At 69.5% G+C, this 19,606-nt stretch carries 16 protein-coding genes, 2 tRNA genes and 1 pseudogene; 11 read left to right on the top strand and 8 right to left on the bottom strand.

All coding sequences use genetic code 11. The annotated features are described in order from the left end of the window. The first annotated feature begins 112 nt into the window (after positions 1 to 112). From ACOKR1_RS04160 to ACOKR1_RS04150, 3 genes are read left to right on the top strand one after another with little or no spacing between them, the layout of a single operon-like run. Positions 113 to 1,144: a zinc-dependent alcohol dehydrogenase gene (locus ACOKR1_RS04160; RefSeq protein ID WP_422935495.1), complete on the top strand. Its 1,032-nt coding sequence runs from the start codon at positions 113 to 115 to the stop codon at positions 1,142 to 1,144. Further along, complete coding sequence (locus ACOKR1_RS04155; protein ID WP_422935494.1) at positions 1,122 to 1,511, top strand: 6-pyruvoyl trahydropterin synthase family protein; 390 nt, start codon at positions 1,122 to 1,124, stop codon at positions 1,509 to 1,511. Before ACOKR1_RS04160 ends, ACOKR1_RS04155 begins: the two co-directional genes overlap by 23 nt. Then, a complete protein-coding gene (locus tag ACOKR1_RS04150) occupies positions 1,511 to 2,674 on the top strand; it encodes a glycosyltransferase family 4 protein (RefSeq protein WP_422935493.1) in 1,164 nt (387 codons plus the stop codon). The genes ACOKR1_RS04155 and ACOKR1_RS04150 overlap by 1 nt, the downstream gene beginning before the upstream one ends. A 104-nt stretch (positions 2,675 to 2,778) precedes the next feature. Here ACOKR1_RS04150 and ACOKR1_RS04145 read toward each other — a convergent pair whose 3' ends face one another. Together ACOKR1_RS04145 and ACOKR1_RS04140 are read right to left on the bottom strand one after the other, a co-directional pair. Then, the gene (locus ACOKR1_RS04145) at positions 2,779 to 3,450 is read right to left on the bottom strand and encodes an SDR family oxidoreductase (protein ID WP_422935492.1); all 672 of its coding nucleotides are present in this window, start codon (positions 3,448 to 3,450) and stop codon (positions 2,779 to 2,781) included. Positions 3,451 to 3,613: 163 nt separating this feature from the next. Beyond that, a complete protein-coding gene (locus ACOKR1_RS04140; RefSeq protein ID WP_422935491.1) occupies positions 3,614 to 4,051 on the bottom strand; it encodes a very short patch repair endonuclease in 438 nt (145 codons plus the stop codon). 41 nt (positions 4,052 to 4,092) lie between these two features. On the opposite strand from ACOKR1_RS04140, the gene ACOKR1_RS04135 reads away from it, so the two are divergent. Continuing rightward, positions 4,093 to 5,886 (top strand): glycoside hydrolase family 15 protein, encoded by a 1,794-nt coding sequence (locus ACOKR1_RS04135; RefSeq protein WP_422935490.1) that lies wholly within the window; start codon positions 4,093 to 4,095, stop codon positions 5,884 to 5,886. A gap of 153 nt (positions 5,887 to 6,039) precedes the next feature. Here ACOKR1_RS04135 and ACOKR1_RS04130 read toward each other — a convergent pair whose 3' ends face one another. The 4 genes from ACOKR1_RS04130 to ACOKR1_RS04115 form a co-directional block, all read right to left on the bottom strand. Continuing rightward, complete coding sequence (locus ACOKR1_RS04130) at positions 6,040 to 6,894, bottom strand: aldo/keto reductase (protein ID WP_422935489.1); 855 nt, start codon at positions 6,892 to 6,894, stop codon at positions 6,040 to 6,042. 138 nt (positions 6,895 to 7,032) lie between these two features. Further along, on the bottom strand, positions 7,033 to 7,473 hold the full coding sequence (locus tag ACOKR1_RS04125) for a hypothetical protein (RefSeq protein ID WP_422935488.1): 441 nt from the start codon (positions 7,471 to 7,473) through the stop codon (positions 7,033 to 7,035). Between the two features lie 8 nt (positions 7,474 to 7,481). Further along, positions 7,482 to 8,132, bottom strand: coding sequence for a bacterial proteasome activator family protein (locus ACOKR1_RS04120; RefSeq protein ID WP_422935487.1), 651 nt, complete (start codon positions 8,130 to 8,132; stop codon positions 7,482 to 7,484). 62 nt (positions 8,133 to 8,194) lie between these two features. Beyond that, positions 8,195 to 9,178 (bottom strand): NAD(P)H-quinone oxidoreductase, encoded by a 984-nt coding sequence (locus ACOKR1_RS04115; RefSeq protein ID WP_422935486.1) that lies wholly within the window; start codon positions 9,176 to 9,178, stop codon positions 8,195 to 8,197. 76 nt (positions 9,179 to 9,254) lie between these two features. On the opposite strand from ACOKR1_RS04115, the gene ACOKR1_RS04110 reads away from it, so the two are divergent. Both ACOKR1_RS04110 and ACOKR1_RS04105 read left to right on the top strand, forming a co-directional pair. Beyond that, positions 9,255 to 9,342 (top strand) — tRNA-Ser (locus ACOKR1_RS04110). Between the two features lie 221 nt (positions 9,343 to 9,563). Further along, complete coding sequence (locus ACOKR1_RS04105) at positions 9,564 to 10,364, top strand: VOC family protein (RefSeq protein WP_422935485.1); 801 nt, start codon at positions 9,564 to 9,566, stop codon at positions 10,362 to 10,364. Positions 10,365 to 10,467: 103 nt separating this feature from the next. Here ACOKR1_RS04105 and ACOKR1_RS04100 read toward each other — a convergent pair whose 3' ends face one another. Continuing rightward, complete coding sequence (locus ACOKR1_RS04100; RefSeq protein WP_422935484.1) at positions 10,468 to 12,420, bottom strand: FAD/NAD(P)-binding protein; 1,953 nt, start codon at positions 12,418 to 12,420, stop codon at positions 10,468 to 10,470. 94 nt (positions 12,421 to 12,514) lie between these two features. On the opposite strand from ACOKR1_RS04100, the gene ACOKR1_RS04095 reads away from it, so the two are divergent. The 5 genes and pseudogenes from ACOKR1_RS04095 (at position 12,515) to ACOKR1_RS04075 (ending at position 19,439) form a co-directional block, all read left to right on the top strand. Continuing rightward, positions 12,515 to 14,623 carry a prolyl oligopeptidase family serine peptidase gene (locus ACOKR1_RS04095; protein WP_422935483.1) on the top strand — a complete coding sequence of 703 codons (2,109 nt, stop codon included), beginning with the start codon at positions 12,515 to 12,517 and terminating at the stop codon, positions 14,621 to 14,623. Positions 14,624 to 15,507: 884 nt separating this feature from the next. Then, on the top strand, positions 15,508 to 15,987 hold the full coding sequence (locus ACOKR1_RS04090) for a hypothetical protein (RefSeq protein WP_422935482.1): 480 nt from the start codon (positions 15,508 to 15,510) through the stop codon (positions 15,985 to 15,987). A gap of 825 nt (positions 15,988 to 16,812) precedes the next feature. Then, a pseudogene (locus ACOKR1_RS04085) lies at positions 16,813 to 17,547 on the top strand (DDE-type integrase/transposase/recombinase); the annotation flags it as partial. A gap of 235 nt (positions 17,548 to 17,782) precedes the next feature. After that, positions 17,783 to 18,907 carry an IS110 family transposase gene (locus ACOKR1_RS04080; protein WP_422936549.1) on the top strand — a complete coding sequence of 375 codons (1,125 nt, stop codon included), beginning with the start codon at positions 17,783 to 17,785 and terminating at the stop codon, positions 18,905 to 18,907. A 13-nt stretch (positions 18,908 to 18,920) separates the two neighbouring features. After that, positions 18,921 to 19,439: an integrase core domain-containing protein gene (locus ACOKR1_RS04075; protein ID WP_422936548.1), complete on the top strand. Its 519-nt coding sequence runs from the start codon at positions 18,921 to 18,923 to the stop codon at positions 19,437 to 19,439. Here ACOKR1_RS04075 and ACOKR1_RS04070 read toward each other — a convergent pair. Further along, positions 19,421 to 19,509 (bottom strand) — tRNA-Ser (locus ACOKR1_RS04070). The two genes, ACOKR1_RS04075 and ACOKR1_RS04070, sit on opposite strands and share 19 nt — an antisense overlap. Positions 19,510 to 19,606: the final 97 nt, after the last annotated feature.

The raw sequence follows: 19,606 nt of genomic DNA, 5'->3' as shown, positions 1-19,606 counted from the left end.
GGGGCCGAACGCGAGGTTGCGAGCCGTTCCGCTGCGCGCGCCGCGACGGGGAGAATGAACGAAGCGGGAGCCGCAGACTCCTCCTCTCGGCAATCGATGTGGCGGTGAAGCCATGAACCATTCCCCAGGCGGCGAGGACCGCTCCGCGACCGCGTATTGGATCACGGGGCCGTGCGAGGGCGAGCTGCGGACCGAGTCCCTGCCCCAGACCGGCGAGGGCGCGGCGCTCGTCCGCTCCCTCTATTCGGGGTACAGCCGCGGCACCGAGGGCCTCGTCCTCGCGAACCGCGTTCCGCAGCGCGTCGCGGGGCTTATGCAGGCGCCGCACCAAGAGGGATCGTTCCCCAACCCCGTGAAATACGGCTACTTGTCCGTCGGGGTCGTCGAGGAGGGCCCGGACGCGCTGCGCGGACGCACCGTCTTCTGCCTGTACCCTCACCAGGACCGCTACGTCGTGCCCGTCGCTGAACTCGCCGTCGTCCCTGACGAGGTGCCGCCCGCGCGCGCCGTCCTCGCGGGCGCGCTCGAGACCGCCGTCAACGCACTGTGGGACGCCGCGCCGCGCCTCGGCGACCGGGTCGCCGTCGTCGGCTGCGGCCTCGTGGGCGGTGCCATCCTCGCGCTCCTCGGGCGCTTTCCGCTCGGCCGGCTCCAAGCGGTGGACAACGACCCCGCCAAGGCGGAGCTCGCCGGCGCCTTGGGCGCGGACTTCGCCCTGCCGGGCGAGGCGCTCGCCGATTGCGACCTCGTGGTGCATTGTTCGGCGCGCGCGGAGGGCCTGGCCTGCAGCCTCGAACTCGCGGGCGACGACGGCGAGGTGCTCGAGCTTTCCTGGTACGGCGCGGAGCCCGTCACGCTCCCACTCGGCGCCGACTTCCATGCGCGGCGGCTCACGCTCCGCTCGAGCCAAGTCAGCGCCGTCGCCCTGGCCCGGCGCCATCGCCGCACGCGGGCCGAACGGCTCGGCCTGGCGCTGGACCTGCTCGCCGACCCCATCTTCGACCGCTTTCTGAGCGGTCCCACCGACTTCGCGGATCTGCCGCGCGACGCCGAGGCCCTCGCCTCGGGCGCCCTCGACGGACTCTGCCACGTGATTCGCTACCCAGGAGCCGAGGAAGAGCATGTACTCACTGACCGTGCGTGACCACGTGATGGTCGCACACAGTCTGCCGCGGCCCGCGTTCGGGCCCGCGCAGGGGCTCCACGGGGCCACGTTCGTTGCCGAGCTCACCGTGCGCGCCCGAGAGCTCGGCGAGAACGCGACCGTCCTCGACATCGGCGTCCTGTCCGGGCTGCTGGGCGAAGTCCTCGACGGACTGAGGTACCGAAACCTCGACGAGCACCCCGCGTTCGAGGGAAAGCTCACGACCACGGAGGCCCTCGCGCGCCACATCGCCGAAGCCGTTGCGGACCGGCTCGAGCCCGGCGCTCGCGATCGGCTCGTCGGCGTGGCCGTCGTGCTCCGCGAAACCCCCGACGCGTGGGCCTCGTACAGCTTGGACCTCCCCTGATGCCGCCCTCAGCGGTGAGGATCGACGTCGTCGGCCCCGGCGCGCTCGGCTGGAAGTCGGGCGGGCTCACCTACAACGAGCGGCTCATCGCGGGACTGCGCGAACTCGGCGTCGACGTCCGCGAGCATGTAGCGCCGGGCGCGTGGCCCGAGGGCAGCGCGGCGGACCGCGCGGCGCTCGCGGCGTTGCTCAGGAGCATCGCCGCCGACGGTGGAGGAGCGGCGATCGTCGACGGCCTTGTTGGCCTGGGGTGCCCCGACGAGCTCCGGGAGGCCGAGCGGGCCGGGCTCGCCGTGTGGGTCCTCGTCCACACCTCCCTCGTGGACCTCGCCCCGAGCGCTGGCCCCGATGCGGCGCGGCTGGCGGGCCTTGAGCACGCCGCCCTCACGATCGCCACGGGCGTGCTTTCGCCCAGCGAATTCGCCGCGGGGCGGCTCGCGCAGCGGTACGGGGTGGGGGCCGCCGTCGCCCGTCCCGGGGTCGCGACTGCCGGGCAGGCCCGCGGATCTCGCCCGGCGCGGATCGTGTGCGTCGCGGCCCTCCTTCCGGGCAAGGGCCAGCTGATCCTGCTCGAGGCGCTCGAACGGCTTGCGGACGTCCCATGGACCGCCTGGCTCGTGGGCTCCGACCGGGCCGACGGCACGTATGCGCGGCAGGTGCACCACGCCGCGTCGCTGCCGCCCCTGGCCTCGCGTGTCACGATCACGGGACAGCTCTCCGGCGCCGACCTCGAGGACGCGTGGCTCGCCGCAGACCTGAGCGTCCTGCCGAGCGCGAGCGAGACGTTCGGGCTCACGGTCGTGGACTCGCTCTCGCACGGCGTCCCGGCGCTCGTCCCGGCCGGGACCGGCGCGGAGGAAGCGCTCGGGCTCTCGGTGGCCGGGGGCGAGGGGCTCGCCGGTGCGGTCGGGGCGCTCCGCTCCGTCGACGCACTCGAGGAGGCCCTCCGGGCGTGGCTCACGGATCGGAGCCTCCGCGCCGCCTGGCGCTCCGCGGCCCGCGCCGCGCGGCTCGTCCTCCCGGGGTGGGAGGGCACCGCGAGGGCCGTCCTCGACGCGGTCTTCGTTGACGCGGATCCCCAGCTTCTGGGCCAGCCTCCCCAACTACTGGGCCAGCCTCCCCAACTTCCAACCGACGACGGCGCAACTCGCCGAGCGCTTTAAGGGCCGCGCCGGGGTACGCGGCTAAGAGTCGGGGAGATCGGTTCCGAAGTTGGGGAAGCCGACGCAGCTGCCGGGGAGGCCGGCAAAGAAGCTGGCGAAGCCGGTCACCGATCGGTCGAGGGCTCCAACTCGTCCGAGGTCAGGGCGCGGGCCACGGCGATCACCGAGCCCGAGACGTGGCTCGACTCCGCCGACGCGAGGTACACGAACGCGTCGAGCTCCTCTTCGTCGGTGACGGGCTCGGGGCGCTGGCCGTGGTCGAGCTTCGCCTCGAGGATCGGGTCCCATCGCGGCCCGCCGACCACCGCATTGACCCGCACGCCGCGGGGCCCGAGCGCCTGCGCCCACCCGCGCGTCGTCTCGAGGACGGCCGTCGCGAGGGCCTCCTGGCCCCGGCTCAGCACGAGGCTGTGCGCCGAGAAGCCGGCGGTGTTGATGATGCTCGCCCCTGCGTTCATGGACGGGAGCGCTGCCTCGGTCGTGGTCACGAGGAGGGCCATGGAATGCTCAAGCGCGCGCTCCACGCCGCGGCGGACGGCCGCCGGCCGCTCCCCCACCTCGGGGATCACCGCGGGCCCGGTGTTCACCAGAACGTCGAGCCCCCCGAGGTGACGCGCAGCCGAGCGCGCGATGCGCGTACCGTCTGCAGAGTCCGCCGGCTCGATGTCGAGCACGGCCCCGCACCGTTCAAAGACGGCCCCTAGGCGTTCTGATAATTCCGGGTCCTCTCCTGTGACGAGAATCCGCCGGCGTGCCAACCGGCCCGCAAGAGACATGAAGCCAGCTCCCTCGGTCAGCGGCCGCTGCACGGCCGCGCGGTCTTGGCCATCCGCTGGACGACGATTTCAAAACTGAGACCTCCTAGCTCAGGTACCGGTTCACTACCCGTCCAGCGCATCCCCAATCACTGCCCGTTCCGCCATCACTGCCCGTTCCCCATCACTGCCCGTTCCCCAGCACCGCCCGGCGGATCTCGGCCGCCACCGTGATCGGGTCCTCGTGGCTCCAGAAGCGCAGCACGCGCCATCCACGCTCGGTGAGCGCCGCCGTCGTCTCCTCGTCGCGCGCGCGGTTCCGGGCGATCTTGGGCCGCCAGTAGTCCACGTTCCGCTTGGGCTCGATGTAATGCTCGGGGCAGCCGTGCCAATAGCAGCCGTCGATGAACACGGCGACGTGCGCCCGCGTGAAGACAAGATCCGCCGTGCGGCGCAAGTCCGGTTCGGGCCGGAACGCGACGCGATAGCGCAGGCCCATCGCGTGAACGGCCCGCCGGACCAGAAGCTCAGGGGCGGTGTCGCGCGACCGGTTCCCGAGCATGGTCTTGCGGATGGCCGGAGTGGAGGCCCAGGAGGAGGTGCTTTCGGGCTCCTGGCTCATGCCGCCAGCGTACGCCGAGCTGATCTTGGTAGGGTGCGCACATGTCGCGGATAGAAGACTATGCGCTCCTTGGCGACCTGCACACGGCCGCTCTCGTAGGGCGAGACGGATCCATCGATTGGCTGTGCCTGCCCCATTTCGATTCGCCCTCGTGCTTCGCGTCCCTCCTCGGGACGCCGGACAACGGGCGGTGGCTCCTCGCTCCGGCGAGCGGCGGCGAATGCACCAGCAGGCGCTATCTGCCGGACACGCTCGTGCTCGAAACGCTGTGGGAGACCGAGACCGGAACCGTGCGGATCCTCGACTTCATGCCGCCGCGCGAAGACGTGATCGACGTCGTGCGGATCGTCGAGTGTGTGAGCGGCACCGTGTCCATGCGCGGGGAACTCGTGCTGCGTTTCGACTACGGCCACGTCATCCCGTGGGTCCGGCGGCGCAAGGGAGTGCTCCACGCCGTCGCAGGCCCCGACTCCGCCTACCTCACCACGAGCGCTCCGCTCGAGGGAAAGCACTTCCGCACCGTCAGCGAGTTCACCGTGGCGGAGGGCGAGCGGGTCCCGTTCGTCCTGACGTGGATGCCGAGCCATGTCCCGTACAAGCCCCAGACCGACGCCGATGTCTCGCTCGAGCGGACCACCGAGTTCTGGACCACATGGTCCAAGCGCTGCTGCATCGACGGCCCGTATCAGGACGAGGTGCGCGGCTCGCTCATCACGCTCAAGGCCATGACGTACGAGCCCACGGGCGCGATCGTCGCGGCGCCCACCACGTCCCTCCCCGAGTGGATCGGGGGGCCTCGGAACTGGGACTACCGCTACTGTTGGCTCCGCGACGCCTCCCTCACCCTCGAGTCCCTCCTCGAGGCGGGCTACACCGAGGAGGCGAAGGCGTGGCGCGACTGGCTCCTCCGCGCCGTCGCCGGCGATCCCGCGGATCTGCAGATCATGTACTCGATCACGGGCAAGCGGCGCCTCCCGGAGTTCGAGCTCGCGTGGCTGCCCGGCTACGAATCCTCCCGCCCCGTGCGCGACGGCAACGCCGCCGCGGATCAGCTCCAGCTCGACGTCTGGGGCGAGGTGATCGACGGCCTCGCGCTCACCCGCGCGAGCCTCGGGAAGCACACCGACGCCGCGTGGGACGTGCAGACGGCGCTCATGAAGCATCTCGAGAAGACGTGGCGGCGCAAGGACAACGGGCTCTGGGAGATGCGCGGCGCGAAGCGGCACTTCGTGTATTCGAAGGTCATGGCGTGGGTCGCGGCCGATCGCATGGTCAAGGCCATCGACGAGTTCGGCTTCGACGGGCCCCGCGAGCGGTGGGCGGCGCTGCGCGACGAGATCCACGAGGACGTCCTGCGGCACGGCGTTCACCCCGAGCACGGATACTTCGTGCAGGCCTACGGGTGGGACGAGCTCGACGCGAGCCTCCTCCTCATCCCGCGGGTCGGTTTCCTCCCGTACTCGGACCCGCGCGTCGTCGCGACCGTCGAGGCCGTGCAGAGCGAGCTCCGCGCCGACGGTTTCGTGATGCGCTACCGCCCCGAGGCGAGCAACGACGGGCTGCCGGGCGGCGAGGGCGTCTTCATCGCGTGCTCATTCTGGCTCGTCACGGCACTCGCCGGACTCGGCCGGCTCGACGAGGCCCGCGACCTCTTCGAACGCCTGCTCACGCTCCGCAACGACGTGGGCCTGCTGAGCGAGGAGTGGGACCCCGAGGCGAAGCGGCAGCTCGGCAACATGCCTCAGGCCTTCAGCCATCTGGGCCTCGTCGGCGCGGCGATCGCGCTGCGCGAGGCCGAGCGCGCCGCCGAGGGCGAGGCCGCGGCCGGCGCCTAGCGTCCGGGGGGGGCACTCCCCGCCGAAACGAACGACGGCGGTGCCGCCGTCATTCGTTGCGCCGTCACCTACGCAGGGTCCCAACCCGTTGCGCCGTCACCTACGCAGGGTCAACCCCGCAAAAGTGACGGCGCAAGCTGAGGGCAGGCTACGTCAGCCGAAGTCGGCGTGCGCGGGGTCGGAGGCGATGCGGCCCGGGGCGCCCTTGTCGAGCTGGGCGATCGCCGCGAGATCCTCAGAGTCGAGCACGACCCCGAGGGAGCCCCAGTTCTCCGAGATGCGTCCGCTCGTGACCGACTTCGGGATCACGACGTTGCCGAGCGCGAGGTGCCACGCGATGACGACCTGCGCCGGCGTCGCGCCGTGCTTCTCCGCGACGGCCTGGAAGACCGGGTCCTCGAGCAGGCCCTTGCCCTGGCCGAGCGGGGACCAAGACTCGTGCAGGATGCCGCTCGAGGATTCGAACGCGCGCAGCTCGGCCTGCGGGAAGTATGGGTGGGTCTCGACCTGGTTGATGACCGGGAGGACGCCCGTCTCGCGCTCGATCTCCTGGATCGTCTCGATCGTGAAGTTGGAGACGCCGATCGAGCGCACTCGGCCCGAGGCCTGGAGCTTGACGAACTCCTGCCACGTCTCGACGTACAGGCCCCGCTTCGGCTGGAGCCAGTGGATGAGGTAGAGGTCCACGTACTCGAGGCCGAGCTTCTCGAGCGAGGCCTCGAACGCGGGGCCGACCTTGCCGGCGCCCTGGTTTGCGTTCCAGAGCTTCGTGGTGATGAACAGGTCCTCGCGGGCGAGGCCGGACTTCGCGATGGCGCGGCCCACGCCGCCCTCGTTGCCGTAGATCGCGGCGGTGTCGATGTGGCGGTAGCCAGCCTCGAACGCCTCGCCGACAACGCGCTCAGCGACGTCGTCCTCGACCTGCCACACGCCGTAGCCGAGCTGCGGGATGGTGTGGCCGTCGTGGAAAGTGAGCACAGGGGATGTCAGGGATTCGGTGGAAGCCATGGGTCTCATCCTGCCACTCAGGCAACCGATTTCTGAGCGGTTGTCAGATATTTCCAGCCCGCTTCGCCGACCGCGAAACGCGGAATAATGCGGGGCCGGGCTCATGGGCCCCGAGAGCCCCAGCCCGGCACCAAGCCGTCAGAGGCTGACGGCGCGCTCCGCCGTCTCGACTTGCTCGACGACCGTCGCGGCCCGCCGCTGGACCGAGAGCGCGCCGACCGGTACGGGACCGATGGCGAGGCTCAGCATGGCGGCGGCCTCCGCCGTGGTCGCGAGCGCGTTCCCGGCTTTGGACAGCGCGCGGTGCACATCGGCGTAGTCGCCGGGCACGTCGAAGCCGTCGCTCGGGGCAAGGCGCTGGCACATCACGCAGACGGCCCGGACGCGCGGGAGCAGGCCAGCGAGCCCGTCGGCGATGACCACGAGCTCGGCGTAGAGCACGTCGTCGTCAACGCCCTCGAGGACCTGGTGATACCTGTCGAGCCCACGCTGGAAGCGGTCGTGCGCGCGGCGCCACAAGCCCTTGCCGAGCTCGGCGTCGTCCCGACGCCCGCGCAGGACGTTGTCGAGGATCCCCACCCGTGCGCTCAGAGGTACTGGCCCGGACCGTGGTCCGCGTCAGGGTGGTCGCTGCGCAGCCGGGCCTGGTCGGGGCTCATGGGCGCGCGCTGCGGCTCCCCGTTCTCGCCGATGACCACGCCCGGGGCGATGACCGTTCCGGGCGGGAGCTGACGGAGTTGGACCTGGGCTGCGGCGAGCTGATGGGCCGCCTGCTGGGCGGCGATGGCGGTCTGGATGCCGTGGAAGAGCCCCTCGAGCCAGCCCACGAGCTGGGCTTGCGCGACACGGAGCTCGGATTCGGACGGCACGGAGTTGTCGCTGAACGGGAGGGTGATGCGGTGGAGCTCGTCGACGAGCTCAGGCGCGAGCCCGTCCTCGAGCTCGGCGATGGAGCGCTCGTGGATGGCGGCGAGGCGGTTGCGGGCCGCCTCGTCGAGCGGGGCGCCCTTCACTTCCTCGAGCAGCTGGCGCACCATCGTGCCGATCCGCATGACCTTCGCGGGCTCGTCGACGAGCTCCTGGAGGCTCGCCCGGCGCCGGTTCTCGCCCTGTTCGCCGCGCATCATGCGACCCGCCGCCGGCGCGCCCGGCTGGCCGCCGTCGTCGATCGTCATGCCCTCAACGGGCTCGTCGTTCTGACCGCCGTTGGGCGCAGTGCTCCCGCGCGCTTCGCTCATGTGGCCATCCTCGCACATGCGCCGGGCGCGCGGCCGGGCCCGCCCGATGCCGGAAGGGCCTGTCAGGTGGTCAGGAGGACCTTGCCCACATGCTCGCCGGAGTCGAAGTATTCGTGGGCGCGCTGCACATCGGCAAGCCGGAACGTACGGTCCACGAGGGGCTTGATGCGCCCGTCCTTGATGAGCGGCCACACGTGTTCGCGCACCGCGGCCATGATGATGCCCTTCTCCTCGACGGGCCGGGGCCGCAGCGCCGTGCCGATAATTGCCGCACGCTTGTTGAGGAGCAATCCGATGTTGAGCTCGGCCTTCGCGCCGCCCTGGAGCCCGATGATGATGAGCCGGCCGTACGGCGCGAGCGCCTCGACGTTGCGCTCGAGGTACTTCGCGCCGACGACGTCGAGGATCACGTCCGCTCCCCGGCCGCCGCTCGCGTTGCGCACCGCCTCGACGAAGTCCTGCTCGTTGTAGTTGATGGCCACGTCGACGCCGAGGAACGCGCGCGCCGTGCTGACCTTCTCCTCGCTGCCAGCCGTCGCGGCGACGCGTGCCCCGAAGGCCTTCGCCATCTGCACCGCCATCGTGCCGATCCCACCGGTGGCGCCGTGGATGAGCACGAGCTCGCCGGCCCGGAGCTGCGCCGTCATGACGAGGTTCGAGTACACCGTCGCGGCTGTCTCCGGGAGGCTCGCGGCTGTGACGAGATCCACGCCCTCGGGCACCCGCAGCACCTGCTCCGCGGGCACCGCGACCTTCTCCGCGTACCCGCCTCCCGCGAGCAGCGCGACGACCCGATCACCCACCGAAAAAGGACGGACGACGTCGGGCCCGAACCCGGCGATGCGCCCCGAAACTTCCAGCCCGGGAACCTCGGAGACGCCCGGCGGGGGCGGGTAGAAGCCGCGGCGCTGCTGGACGTCGGCGCGATTGATGCCGGCTGCGACGACGTCGATGAGCACCTCGCCGGTGCCGGGTACGGGATCGGAGACGTCGCGGACTTCGAGGCCCTCGGGCCCACCGGGTTCAGCGATGTAGACGGCCTTCATGCTCGTGGTTCCTCCCGAGGCGTGCCCGTACCGGTTTCGTCAGGTCTTGATGCCTATGAAACACTACTAGGCACAGGGAAGGTTGTCCGAGCGGCCTATGGAGCTGGTCTTGAAAACCAGTGTGCGGTCACCCCGCACCAAGGGTTCAAATCCCTTACCTTCCGCGCGTGATGCAGCGAGACGCCCTTGACGGATGTCGCGATCATTGACACCCCCGGTCTTCGGACCGGGGGTGTTGGGCTTTCCGGCCGGTCTCGCGCGAGCGGCGGTCGCGGCCTTTCTCGCGGGACTTCGCCGCGCCGCAGAGCTTGAAAACTGTCGGTGGGCCCTAATAGCGTCGTCAGCGTTGGAAGAACCACGAGTCACCACCAACCAAGGAGCAGCCATGCCCAAGCCCGAGATCACCTCCGGAGCCCCTTGCTGGGCCGACCTCATGACGAGCGACGTTGAGAAGGCGAAGGCCTTCTACGGCGAGCTCTTCGGTTGGACGTACGAGGTGGGCGACCAGGAGAAGTACGGCGGCTACGTGACGGCCTGGAAGGACGGCGAGCAGGTCGCCGGGCTCATGAGCAAGATGCCCGAGCAGGCCACGATGCCGGACGTCTGGACCGTGTACCTCAGCACCGATGACATCGGTGCGACGGCCCAGAAGATCGAGGCCGCGGGCGGCCAGGTCTACGTCCCGCCGATGGAGGTCCCCGAGCAGGGGCACATGGCGATGTACGGCGACGCGGGCGGTGCCGCGTTCGGCGTGTGGCAGAGCACGGGCCACACGGGCTTCGGCAAGGTCATGGAGCCCGGTTCGCCCGTCTGGTTCGAGAACTTCACGCGCGCCTACGAGCCCACGGTGAAGTTCTACCAGGACGCGCTCGGTTGGGAGACCGACGTCATGAGCGATACGCCCGAGTTCCGCTACACGACGCTCGGCGCCGGGGGAGAGGCCAAGGCTGGCATCATGGACGCCGCGAACGAGCTCCCGGAGGGCGTGCCGTCCAACTGGCACATCTATTGGGGCGTGGCGGACGCGAACGCGGCGATCGAGGCGGCGGCGAAGCTCGGCGGCCAGGTGATCCGCGGCGCGGAGGACACGCCGTTCGGCCGCATGGCAACCCTCGCGGACCCGCTCGGCGCGGTGTTCCTCGTCAACCAGGACCTTGGTCAGGGCGGCGAGCAGGCTGCCGAGTAGTCACTCCGCGGTATTCGGGCGGCGCACGCGAAGGCAGCCCGGACCGCCCCCACGTTGTGCCGTCACCTCCGTTGGGAGAACCCCGCGGAGGTGACGGCGCAACCTAGAGCCCGAGGATCGCGCGGGCCGCGAGGTCCGCGTCGCGGAGGGTGCGCTGCCCGCTCGGGTAGGCGGCGCCGTCGTCCGCCTCCCCGGGCGCCCCGAAAGGGTGGGCCTCGGCGGCGATCGCTGTGCCCCACTGCACCGCCGAAAGCTGGAGTCCCAGCACGTACAGCCCCGGAACCGCGTGGCCGTTGACGTCGAGCGGGCGGTACGGGGGCGGGGTGACGTCGAGCCCGCTCGCGGGCCGCGGGACGCCGTCCGCGCCGGCGAGGTACTTGGGGCGCACGAGGCCGTCCGCGAGGAGCCCCTCGATGAGCGGCGAATCGGCGGCGGCCACGACGTTCGCGGGGGCGAGGGCCTCGACCATCGCGGCCGCGTAGACGGGCGCGCCGCCGACCCACGGCGAATCGGCCACGAAACAGCCCGCGCCGCGGTCCACGCGGAAGCGCGGCTCTGGGCCCACCGTACTCACGACGCCCGCCCGGATGAGCGCGGCGAGCTGGCGGATGCGCAGCGACGGCGGCCCGCTCGCAAGGCCCTCGACGAGCCCCTCGAACCAGCCCCGCAGGCCGGCGACCCACGATTCCTCGGTGATGCCGCCGTCGGCCACGGCCTCCTTGAGCACCGCGCGGCCGCGATGGAGCGCGGCGACGGCCATCTTGATCGGATCGTCCTCGCCGCGCGCGGAGCCGGCGGCGTCCGCGTCGAGGTACGCGAGGATCTGCGCGTCGAGGTCGGAGCGGCGCGCGAAGTGGCGGCCCACGAGGGGCGCCCCGAGGCCGCGCAGGTCCAGACGCCGGTCCTCGGGCACCCCGCGCTCGACCACGCGCTGCGCGTGCAGCTCCCACGACGGATCCTCGACCGCGAGCGCGCGGTCGAGCTCGGCCAGACACCCGGGCGCGACGGCCCCCGGTTCGGCTCGCGCGAGCGTCGAATAGTAGGCCCACAGGGTGTCGCGGTGCAGGAGCGGCCAGAGGTCCGCATCGAACGACGGCGTAACCCCCGCCTCCCGCGGTGCGAGGGCGGCCGCCCGCGTGAGCCAGCGGAGCCGCACGCGGTCCGCGTAGTAGGAGCCGAGATTGGCCTTGCCCCGATACGGGACCCCGCGGCGGGACGCCGCGACGAGCCTCGGCTCGCGGCCGGACGGGAAATACTCGAGGCCCGCCGGCCCCTCCTTGAACCGCCCGCCGCGCCCCTCGGTGAGCCGGATCATGACGTCGAAGAAGTTCAGCCCCATGCCCCGCACGAGCACGGGCCGCCCGGCCGGAAGGACGTCCCAGTCGACGTCCGCGGGCGCGGCGGGCGGCAAATACGTGAGCCCGAGGCGCACGGCGGCATCCATGAGCTCGTGCTGCGACCGCGAGGGCTTCGACGGGACGTGCCCGAGCGCGAGCACGACCGCGTCCGCCTCGCGCGCGCGCCCATCCGCGGTGGTGACGGCCCAGCCGTGCGGCGTCCGGCCGAGCCGCGCGACCTGCGCGCGGACGTGCCGGACGCTCGCACCCTCGGGGGCGGCGGCGAGGATCGCTTCGAACGTCTCGGCAAGGTAGCGGCCGTACAGGGCGCGCGGCGGGTAGCCGGTGGCTTCGAGCGCCGCAGCCTCGTCGCTGGGGTCCTCCCGCGCCCGCAGCCACTCGAGGAAACTCCCACCCTTGAGCGGCGGAGCGAGCCCGGGCTCCGAGGGGATCATCGTGGGGAAGAGGCACGGCGTGTTCATGAGGAACTCGCGCGGCTGCTCGGGCCGCCAGACCCGGCCGGGGCCGGGGGTGAACGGGTCAAACACGGTGATCTCGAGCGCGCGGGGACGGCCCGCGCCCGGGTTGCCCGCCGCCGTCGTCCGCGAGGCGCCGAGCGCGGCCCAGTTCGCGAGGAGGCGTTCGACCGCGGAGGCGCCGCGGGGGCCAGCGCCCACGACCGCGACCCGCAGCGCGGCGCGTTCTCCTCCCGGGGTCATCCTCCGAGCTTAACGCGCGCCGGCTGAGGCCCTCACAGCAGGCGCATAGCGGCGGCCCCTTGCGCTGTCGGGGGGCCATGCGAGGATGAATCGCATGACGGATCCGGCGCAGACCCTGACCCATGCCCACCGCGAACCCGTGGATGAGAACATCTGGCTCGAAGACGTTCACGGCGAAGCGCAGCTCGCGTGGGTGCGCGAGCAGAACGCGCGGACCGAGGAGCTGCTCGAGATCGGCGACTACCCGGAGCTCGAGGCCCAGATCCTCGAGGTCATGGATTCGCAGGACCGCATCCCCATGGTCACGAAGCGCGGCGACTGGTACTACAACTTCTGGCGCGACGCCGCGAACCCCAAGGGCCTGTGGCGGCGCACGCGCTGGGACAGCTACGTGAGCGAGTCGACCGAGTGGGAGGTCCTGCTCGACGTCGACGCGCTCGCGGCCGAGGAGGGCGTCGAGTGGGTGTGGGGCGGCGCCGGCTTCCTGCGCCCGGCCGACGGCACGTCGTGGCGGCGGTGCATGGTCCGGCTCTCCCCCGACGGCGGCGACGCCGTGGCGGTCCGGGAGTACGACGTCGAGGACCGCGCCTTCATCGCCCCGGACGCTGGCGGCTTCGCGCTGCCCGCGGCCAAGGGCGGCGTGGATTGGTTCGACGAGGACACGCTCATCGTCTCCTCGACGCTCGGCGAGGACGCCGTGACCACGTCCTCGTATCCGAGGATCGTGCGCAAGCTCGCCCGCGGAGGCGCGCTCGACGAGGCCGAGATCATCTTCGAGGTCCCCGCCGATCACCTCATGGCGAGCGGCGGGTTCGACGACACCCCGGGGTACGAGCGGCTCCTCGCGAGCGATCGGATCAGCTTCTTCGACGTCCGGCACTCCATCTGGTGGAACGACGAGTGGCTCGAGATCCCCGTCCCCACGGACGTGGACATCGACGTGCACCGCGAGTGGATCCTGTTCCGGCCGCAGCGCGACTGGGAGATGGGCGGCGCCGTGCACGCGGGCGGCTCGCTCCTCGCCGCCAACTTCGAGGCGTTCCTCGGCGGATCGACAGACCTCACCGTCCTGTTCGCGCCGGACGAGCACACCGCGCTCCAGTCGTGGAGCTGGACCAGGAATCATCTCCTCGTGAACCTGCTCCGGGACGTGTCCTCGCAGATCCGCGTGCTGACGCCACCTTCCGCGGGCGGCGGCTCGACGGACGACGGCGCGTGGTCGAGCGAGGAGCTCGACGCGTGCCCGCCGCTTCACCTCGTCGAGAGCTACGCGGTCGACGACGAGGACCCGGACGCGGGCGACGACTACTGGCTCGTCGCGACGGGCTTCCTCACGCCGACGACCCTGCTGCGTGGCAGCATCGGCGGGGGTCACGCCGAGGTCAAGCGCGCGCCGTCGTTCTTTGACGAGAGCCGCTTTGCGGTCTCGCAGCACTTCGCGGTGTCCGCAGACGGCACACGCGTGCCGTACTTCCAGGTCGGGCCGAAGGATCTCGAGCGCGGTTCGGCGCCCACGCAGCTCAGCGGCTACGGAGGCTTCGAGATCTCGCGGACGCCCGCGTACAGCGGGGTCGTGGGGCGTGCGTGGCTCGAGCGCGGCGGAGTCTATGTGGTCGCGAACATCCGGGGCGGCGGCGAGTACGGCCCCGCGTGGCATCAGGCCGCGCTCAAGGAGAACCGCCACCGCGCGTACGAGGACTTCGCGGCCGTCGCGCGGGACCTCATCCGGCGCGAGGTGACGAGCCCCGAGCATCTCGGGTGCACGGGCGGCTCCAACGGCGGGCTGCTCGTGGGCAACATGCTGGTCCACTACCCGCAGTTGTTCGGCGCGATTTCGTGCGGCGTGCCGTTGCTCGACATGCGGCGGTACACGAAGCTCTCGGCCGGGACGTCCTGGATCGCCGAGTACGGCGACCCCGACGTGCCCGAGCAGTGGGAGTACATCCGGACGTTCTCGCCGTATCACCTGCTCCGGGACGGCGTCGACTACCCGGACACGTTCATTTGGACGGCCACGTCGGACGACCGTGTGGGCCCCGTCCAAGCCCGCAAGATGGCCGCCCGCATGGAGGCCATGGGGATCCCGAACGTCTGGTACCACGAGGCGCTCGAGGGCGGCCACGCCGGCGCCTCCGACAACCGCCAGGCCGCGGCCCTCCAGGCCCGCAGTGCAGCATTCCTGTGGAGGTCGCTCGGGCGGTAGCAATGCGTAGGCCGCGCCACGTCCCCCACCACTGAGAAGGCCCAAGCGACGCAATCAGTGGTGGTTCCGCCTGCTTACGCTGGCTGCGCAGCCCGTTTCGGGCGTGCGCCCAAAAAGCGAGTTCAATATGGGGGACACAATCATGAAAAGGCACTTTGAAGGACCAGTCAGAAAGGCCATCGGGCGTGCAATTTCCGTCCCGACCGCTGCAGTCGCTCTAACTTTTATTTCATCGGCTTCGCCGGCTGCCGCCTCTGCCCGTCAAGTTCCGCCAACCCATAGCGGATCGACCGAAGAATCAGACCGAGCCTTCGGGCTATCAAAACCGGAGGCGTTTCGTGACGGTGATTTCGCCCCAACCAGCTCGCAGCAGCTAGGCGCGGCCCCGAGACTCTCCTCCGAGAAAACGTTGTTGTCGATGTCAACTGCAATTACAGGCAATCCCTACAACTGCCATGGGCAGACGGAGAACGTTCACAAGAGTGGCAACATGTCATCGCTTCACACTCGTATCCGCGATTGCAGCGGCCTTCCACAGCAGATGACCAATGCGTCCGAGATCATGAAGAAGGGATGGTTTTTCGCTTGGCATCGGTCCGCGTTTGCGGCCCGTACGGTGAATAACCAATGGGCCGTCGACACGGTAGCGAAGGCTGTCTGCGGCAACCAGTCCCTGCAAACGTATCGCGGGAACGGCTATCACCGTGTCGAAATCGGAGGTCGCAGCTACGTCGGCCGGACCTCGAGTCCGATCGAGACCCGGTTTGCGTGCGACTCCTAACATCGCGACCGTAGCCCTATTCCTTGGAACTGGCATCCTGCTGGCCTCTTGTTCAGCCTCGGACAAGCAGACCGATATTCATCCACCGGACGGATCAGAGAACGTGGAACTCAGAGAATACAAGGGAGCCGACTCAAATCCTCCTCGGCTAGAAATTGACGGAAGCACGGTCCAGCCTGCGATCATCGATTGGAAGAGCCCGGCGGCCAAAGAACTCCTGAAGGACGACTCAAAGGAGCTTTCCAAATTCCCCGTTTTGAAGATCGGGGAGTCGCTCGATATAGAAATCAGCTCGCCCTTGGAACCCGCAGCTCTCGAGCTTTCGGTCTTCCGTGGCAGCATGAATGAGATTGATCCTGCGGGCCCTCCCGACCACATAGTCGACATGCTCGCCAGCGACCTCGTGTCAAGGACAACTTCATCTGGCACACTCGTCTACTCGCTGGACCGCACGGCGGCCGGGATAGCGGGACACGTGGTTATCGGTGTCTTCAGCCAATACTACGCGGATCCATCTTTGTCCCAAGAACGGTTTACCAACTCAGTGGGATGGGTCTTTTCTCTTGAAACTACCGGGAATTGAGTGCTGGCGGAGTCGGGCTAGAGCTCTCGTCGGGCCTCAAAGAATGCCGCGACCAACTTCGACCACGGGGCACTTTGTAGGTCGGCCTATCCTCCCAGGAGAAGCCGAACTCGACCTCGGGCAATGAGCTACAGATCGCGTGGACGTCCTCCGGCTGCGCTCTCCGTTTCATGGGCCAAACGGTAGCCCCCGAGCCTCCGTGGGAGGAAGGAGTGCACACGTGGCCCGGGACACCGAAGACACGGCCTCTCCGCCGACGGCCCTTCGGTGAACTGTCCCGGTCAAACTCACAGTTAGCCCGGGACATTCCCGCGGACACTAGCCCCGACGCTACCGATGACTACCGGCCACGAAGGCCGTCTGGAACGCGGCGCCGACCGGTCGGCCGGGAAGGATGCCGGGGCAGTCACCTTCTCGCAGAGCCAAGTCACCTTCGGGCGCGGCAGTCACCTTGAGGGTGACTTGCCGGCAAGGAGGTAACTGCCGGCCCCGAGAAGGTGACTGCGCACGTCGAGGGGTGACTCGTCGGCAAGAAGGTAACTGTCGGACGCGAGAAGGGAACTGCGGCTCGACGAGACGGGGCCGAGAAACAGAACACCCCCGGTCCGAAGACCGGGGGTGTCAACGATGTCGCATCACATCCGTCGAGGATGTCTCGCTACATCACATGAGCGGAGACGGGGGTGTGTGAATTCAGGACATCGTTCACACATGAGTCGGGACATGCTTCACAGGTGATCGTTCCCCGGTGAGTCGGGACATCGTTTACGGCCTCGGGGGTGAGTCGCGACATCGTTCACACCTCCTCGGGCCCGAGCATGGGCCATGTCGAAGAACAAGGTCATCGTCCTCGCGGTCCTGGAAGGCGGAATGTCCAAGGCCGAGGCCGCCCGCCGCTACGGGGTCACCCGCCGCTGGGTCCACGAGCTCATCCAGCGCTACAGCGAACACGGCCCCGAGGGCCTCGAGGCACGCTCACGCCGACCCCGCACCAGCCCTCAGGCCACGAGCGAGGACATACGAGACCGGGTCCTGGCCCTGCGGGCCGAGCTCGCCGCTGCAGGCCTGGACGCCGGCCCGGCCACGATCCGATGGCATCTGGAGAAGGACAGCGGCACGGCCCCGGCCGTCTCCACCATCCGGCGGATCATCACCGCCGCGGGCCTCGTCACCCCAGAACCGCGCAAGCGCCCCAAGTCGTCCCTGCGCCGCTTCGCCGCCGCCCAGCCGAATGAGACCTGGCAGTCAGACTTCACCCACTGGCACCTCGCCGACGGCACCGACACCGAGGTCATCGACTTCCTCGACGACCACTCCCGGGCCCTGCTCCACCTCACCGCACACCCCAGAATCACCGGCCCCATCGTGGTCGAGGCCTTCCTCGACACCGCCAACGAGTACGGGTTCCCGGCCAGCACCCTGACCGACAACGGCATGGTCTACACCACCCGCCTCGCCGGCGGCCGCGGCGGACGCAACGCCTTCGAAACCCTCCTCGCCTCCCTCGGGATCACCCAGAAGAACGGGTCCCCCGGCCACCCCCAGACCCAGGGCAAGATCTGTGAAGATCGGAATCAGCGCTGTGCCGGTCCCGGTCTGACTCCGGCCAAGGTATGACCACGGTGTCCTGCGTTCGATTTGTCGGCCGGCTCCGGTGCAGCGTCGCGGGGCACGCCGACCGGACGGGACTGACCTGATAGGAGCTTGGACTAGAAGCCCCGTCACAGACTTGTCGCCCGCCCGGCCGGTTTCGCTCCATCCGTCAGAACAGCCCTACGGAAGAGCGGATTCCAGCATGACAATCCAACCCGTCCCCGAGTCAACCGTCGTCCGAGTCATCGGCGGCGTCGACACCCACAAGAACACGCACTACGCGGCCGCGGTCGACGATCACGGCCGCTTCCTCGGCCATCGCGAGTTCCCGGCGAATGACCACGGCTATCAGCAACTGCTGGCCTGGATGCACGAGCACGGCGAGGTCCTCGCTATCGGTGTTGAAAGCACCGGCTGCTTCGGGGCCGCGCTTAGCCGCTTCCTCACCGCCGAGGCGATCCAAGTGGTCGAGGTCAACCGGCCGAACCGGCTCGCCCGTCGCATGGACGGGAAGTCGGACAGGCTCGACGCCGAACAGATTGCCCGAGCAGTGCTTGGACAGACATCGACCGCGACCCCGAAGGCCAAGTCCGGCGTCGTCGAAGTCATCCGGACGCTTCGGGTCACCCGCACCAGCGCCGTGAAGGCCCGCACCAGCACCTTCAACACGCTCTGGGGCGTGATGATCGGAGCGCCATCGCCGCTGCGCGATGAGCTGGTCGAGCTGAGCAAGAAGACCCTGGTCAACCGATGCCTGCGGCTGCGTCCGGAGTCCGATGACCTGCTGGGCTTGGCCGCCGCCCCTGATCGCCTACTGTTGGCCGGTGTCAAGACCGCCTTACGAGACCTGGCACGACGCTGGAAGCAGCTCGACGAGGAGGTCAAGACACTGAACAAGCAGATTGACGCGCTCGTGCGGGCCACCGCACCCGATCTGGTCGGACTGCACGGAGTCGGGGTCGAGATCGCCGGCCAGTTCCTCGTCACCGCCGGCGACAACGCCGAGCGGATCCGCAGCGAAGCCGCCTTCGCCAAACTCTGCGGCGTCGCACCGCAGCCCGCCAGCAGCGGCCGCACGACCGGACGGCACCGACTCAGCCGCGGCGGCGACCGGGCCGCGAACAGTGCCCTCTACATCGTCGCCATCGTCCGGATGCGACACCACCAGCCCACCCGCATCTACGTCGAACGACGCACGGCAGAAGGCCTCAGCAAACGCGAGATCATCCGCTGCCTGAAGCGCTACATCGCCCGGGAGATCTACAGAAACCTCCCACGTCCAGCACTCAAGCACCAGCAAGCACCATCGCTCCAAACAGCGGCTTGACGAACATAGGAGCATCGAGCGCTTCCACCAGACCCTCAAGAAATGGCTCCAAGGCCAGCCCGAGGCCCACACCCTGACCGACCTGAACGAGCTCCTGGCCAAGTTCCGCCGCATCTACAACCACGAACGACCCCACCGCGCCCTGGGCCGGCACACCCCAGCCGAGGCCTACGCCGCGACCCCCAAGGCCGCACCCGCGACAGCCGCCCAGGGGGAACTTCCGCGTCCGCACCGACCGCGTCGACGCCGACGGCAAGGCCACCCTCCGCCACGCCGGACGACTCCGACACCTCGGCATCGGACGCGCCCACAAGCACCAGCGCATCCTCCTGCTCGTCCAGGATGCCGACGTCACCGCCATCGAACACGGCACCGGAGAGATCCTCGCCGAATTCACCATCGACCCGACCAAGGGCTACCAGCCGAAAAAACAGAACACCCCCGGTCCGAGGACCGGGGGTGTTACCGATGTCGCGACTCATCCGTGAAGGATGTCCCGCTTCATCACATGAGCGGAGACGGGGGGATTTGAACCCCCGGTCCAAGTTTCCCCGGACCCTTCATTAGCAGTGAAGTCCATTCGGCCACTCTGGCACGTCTCCAGCTATTGCTAGCTCCCCAAGATTACCCAGAACCACAGGACGGACGCAAAGCGGCTCGCACCCCGCGGACCTGACGGCGCAACGGGCGCACCCCGCG

Origin of the sequence: Sinomonas sp. P47F7 (assembly GCF_049332655.1) — a bacterium.
Classification (GTDB): domain Bacteria; phylum Actinomycetota; class Actinomycetes; order Actinomycetales; family Micrococcaceae; genus Sinomonas.
Note: the sequence above shows the minus strand (reverse complement) of the source record. Positions and strands in the feature narration are given on the sequence as shown.

Bases quoted from the DNA above. Each gene is read 5' to 3' on its own strand.
- ACOKR1_RS04160 (WP_422935495.1), top strand. From the start codon at position 113: ATGAACCATTCCCCAGGCGGCGAGGACCGCTCCGCGACCGCGTATTGG.
- ACOKR1_RS04155 (WP_422935494.1), top strand. From the start codon at position 1,122: ATGTACTCACTGACCGTGCGTGACCACGTGATGGTCGCACACAGTCTG.
- ACOKR1_RS04150 (WP_422935493.1), top strand. From the start codon at position 1,511: ATGCCGCCCTCAGCGGTGAGGATCGACGTCGTCGGCCCCGGCGCGCTC.
- ACOKR1_RS04145 (WP_422935492.1), bottom strand. From the start codon at position 3,450: ATGTCTCTTGCGGGCCGGTTGGCACGCCGGCGGATTCTCGTCACAGGA.
- ACOKR1_RS04140 (WP_422935491.1), bottom strand. From the start codon at position 4,051: ATGAGCCAGGAGCCCGAAAGCACCTCCTCCTGGGCCTCCACTCCGGCC.
- ACOKR1_RS04135 (WP_422935490.1), top strand. From the start codon at position 4,093: ATGTCGCGGATAGAAGACTATGCGCTCCTTGGCGACCTGCACACGGCC.
- ACOKR1_RS04130 (WP_422935489.1), bottom strand. From the start codon at position 6,894: ATGGCTTCCACCGAATCCCTGACATCCCCTGTGCTCACTTTCCACGAC.
- ACOKR1_RS04120 (WP_422935487.1), bottom strand. From the start codon at position 8,132: ATGAGCGAAGCGCGCGGGAGCACTGCGCCCAACGGCGGTCAGAACGAC.
- ACOKR1_RS04115 (WP_422935486.1), bottom strand. From the start codon at position 9,178: ATGAAGGCCGTCTACATCGCTGAACCCGGTGGGCCCGAGGGCCTCGAA.
- ACOKR1_RS04105 (WP_422935485.1), top strand. From the start codon at position 9,564: ATGCCCAAGCCCGAGATCACCTCCGGAGCCCCTTGCTGGGCCGACCTC.
- ACOKR1_RS04100 (WP_422935484.1), bottom strand. From the start codon at position 12,420: ATGACCCCGGGAGGAGAACGCGCCGCGCTGCGGGTCGCGGTCGTGGGC.
- ACOKR1_RS04095 (WP_422935483.1), top strand. From the start codon at position 12,515: ATGACGGATCCGGCGCAGACCCTGACCCATGCCCACCGCGAACCCGTG.
- ACOKR1_RS04080 (WP_422936549.1), top strand. From the start codon at position 17,783: ATGACAATCCAACCCGTCCCCGAGTCAACCGTCGTCCGAGTCATCGGC.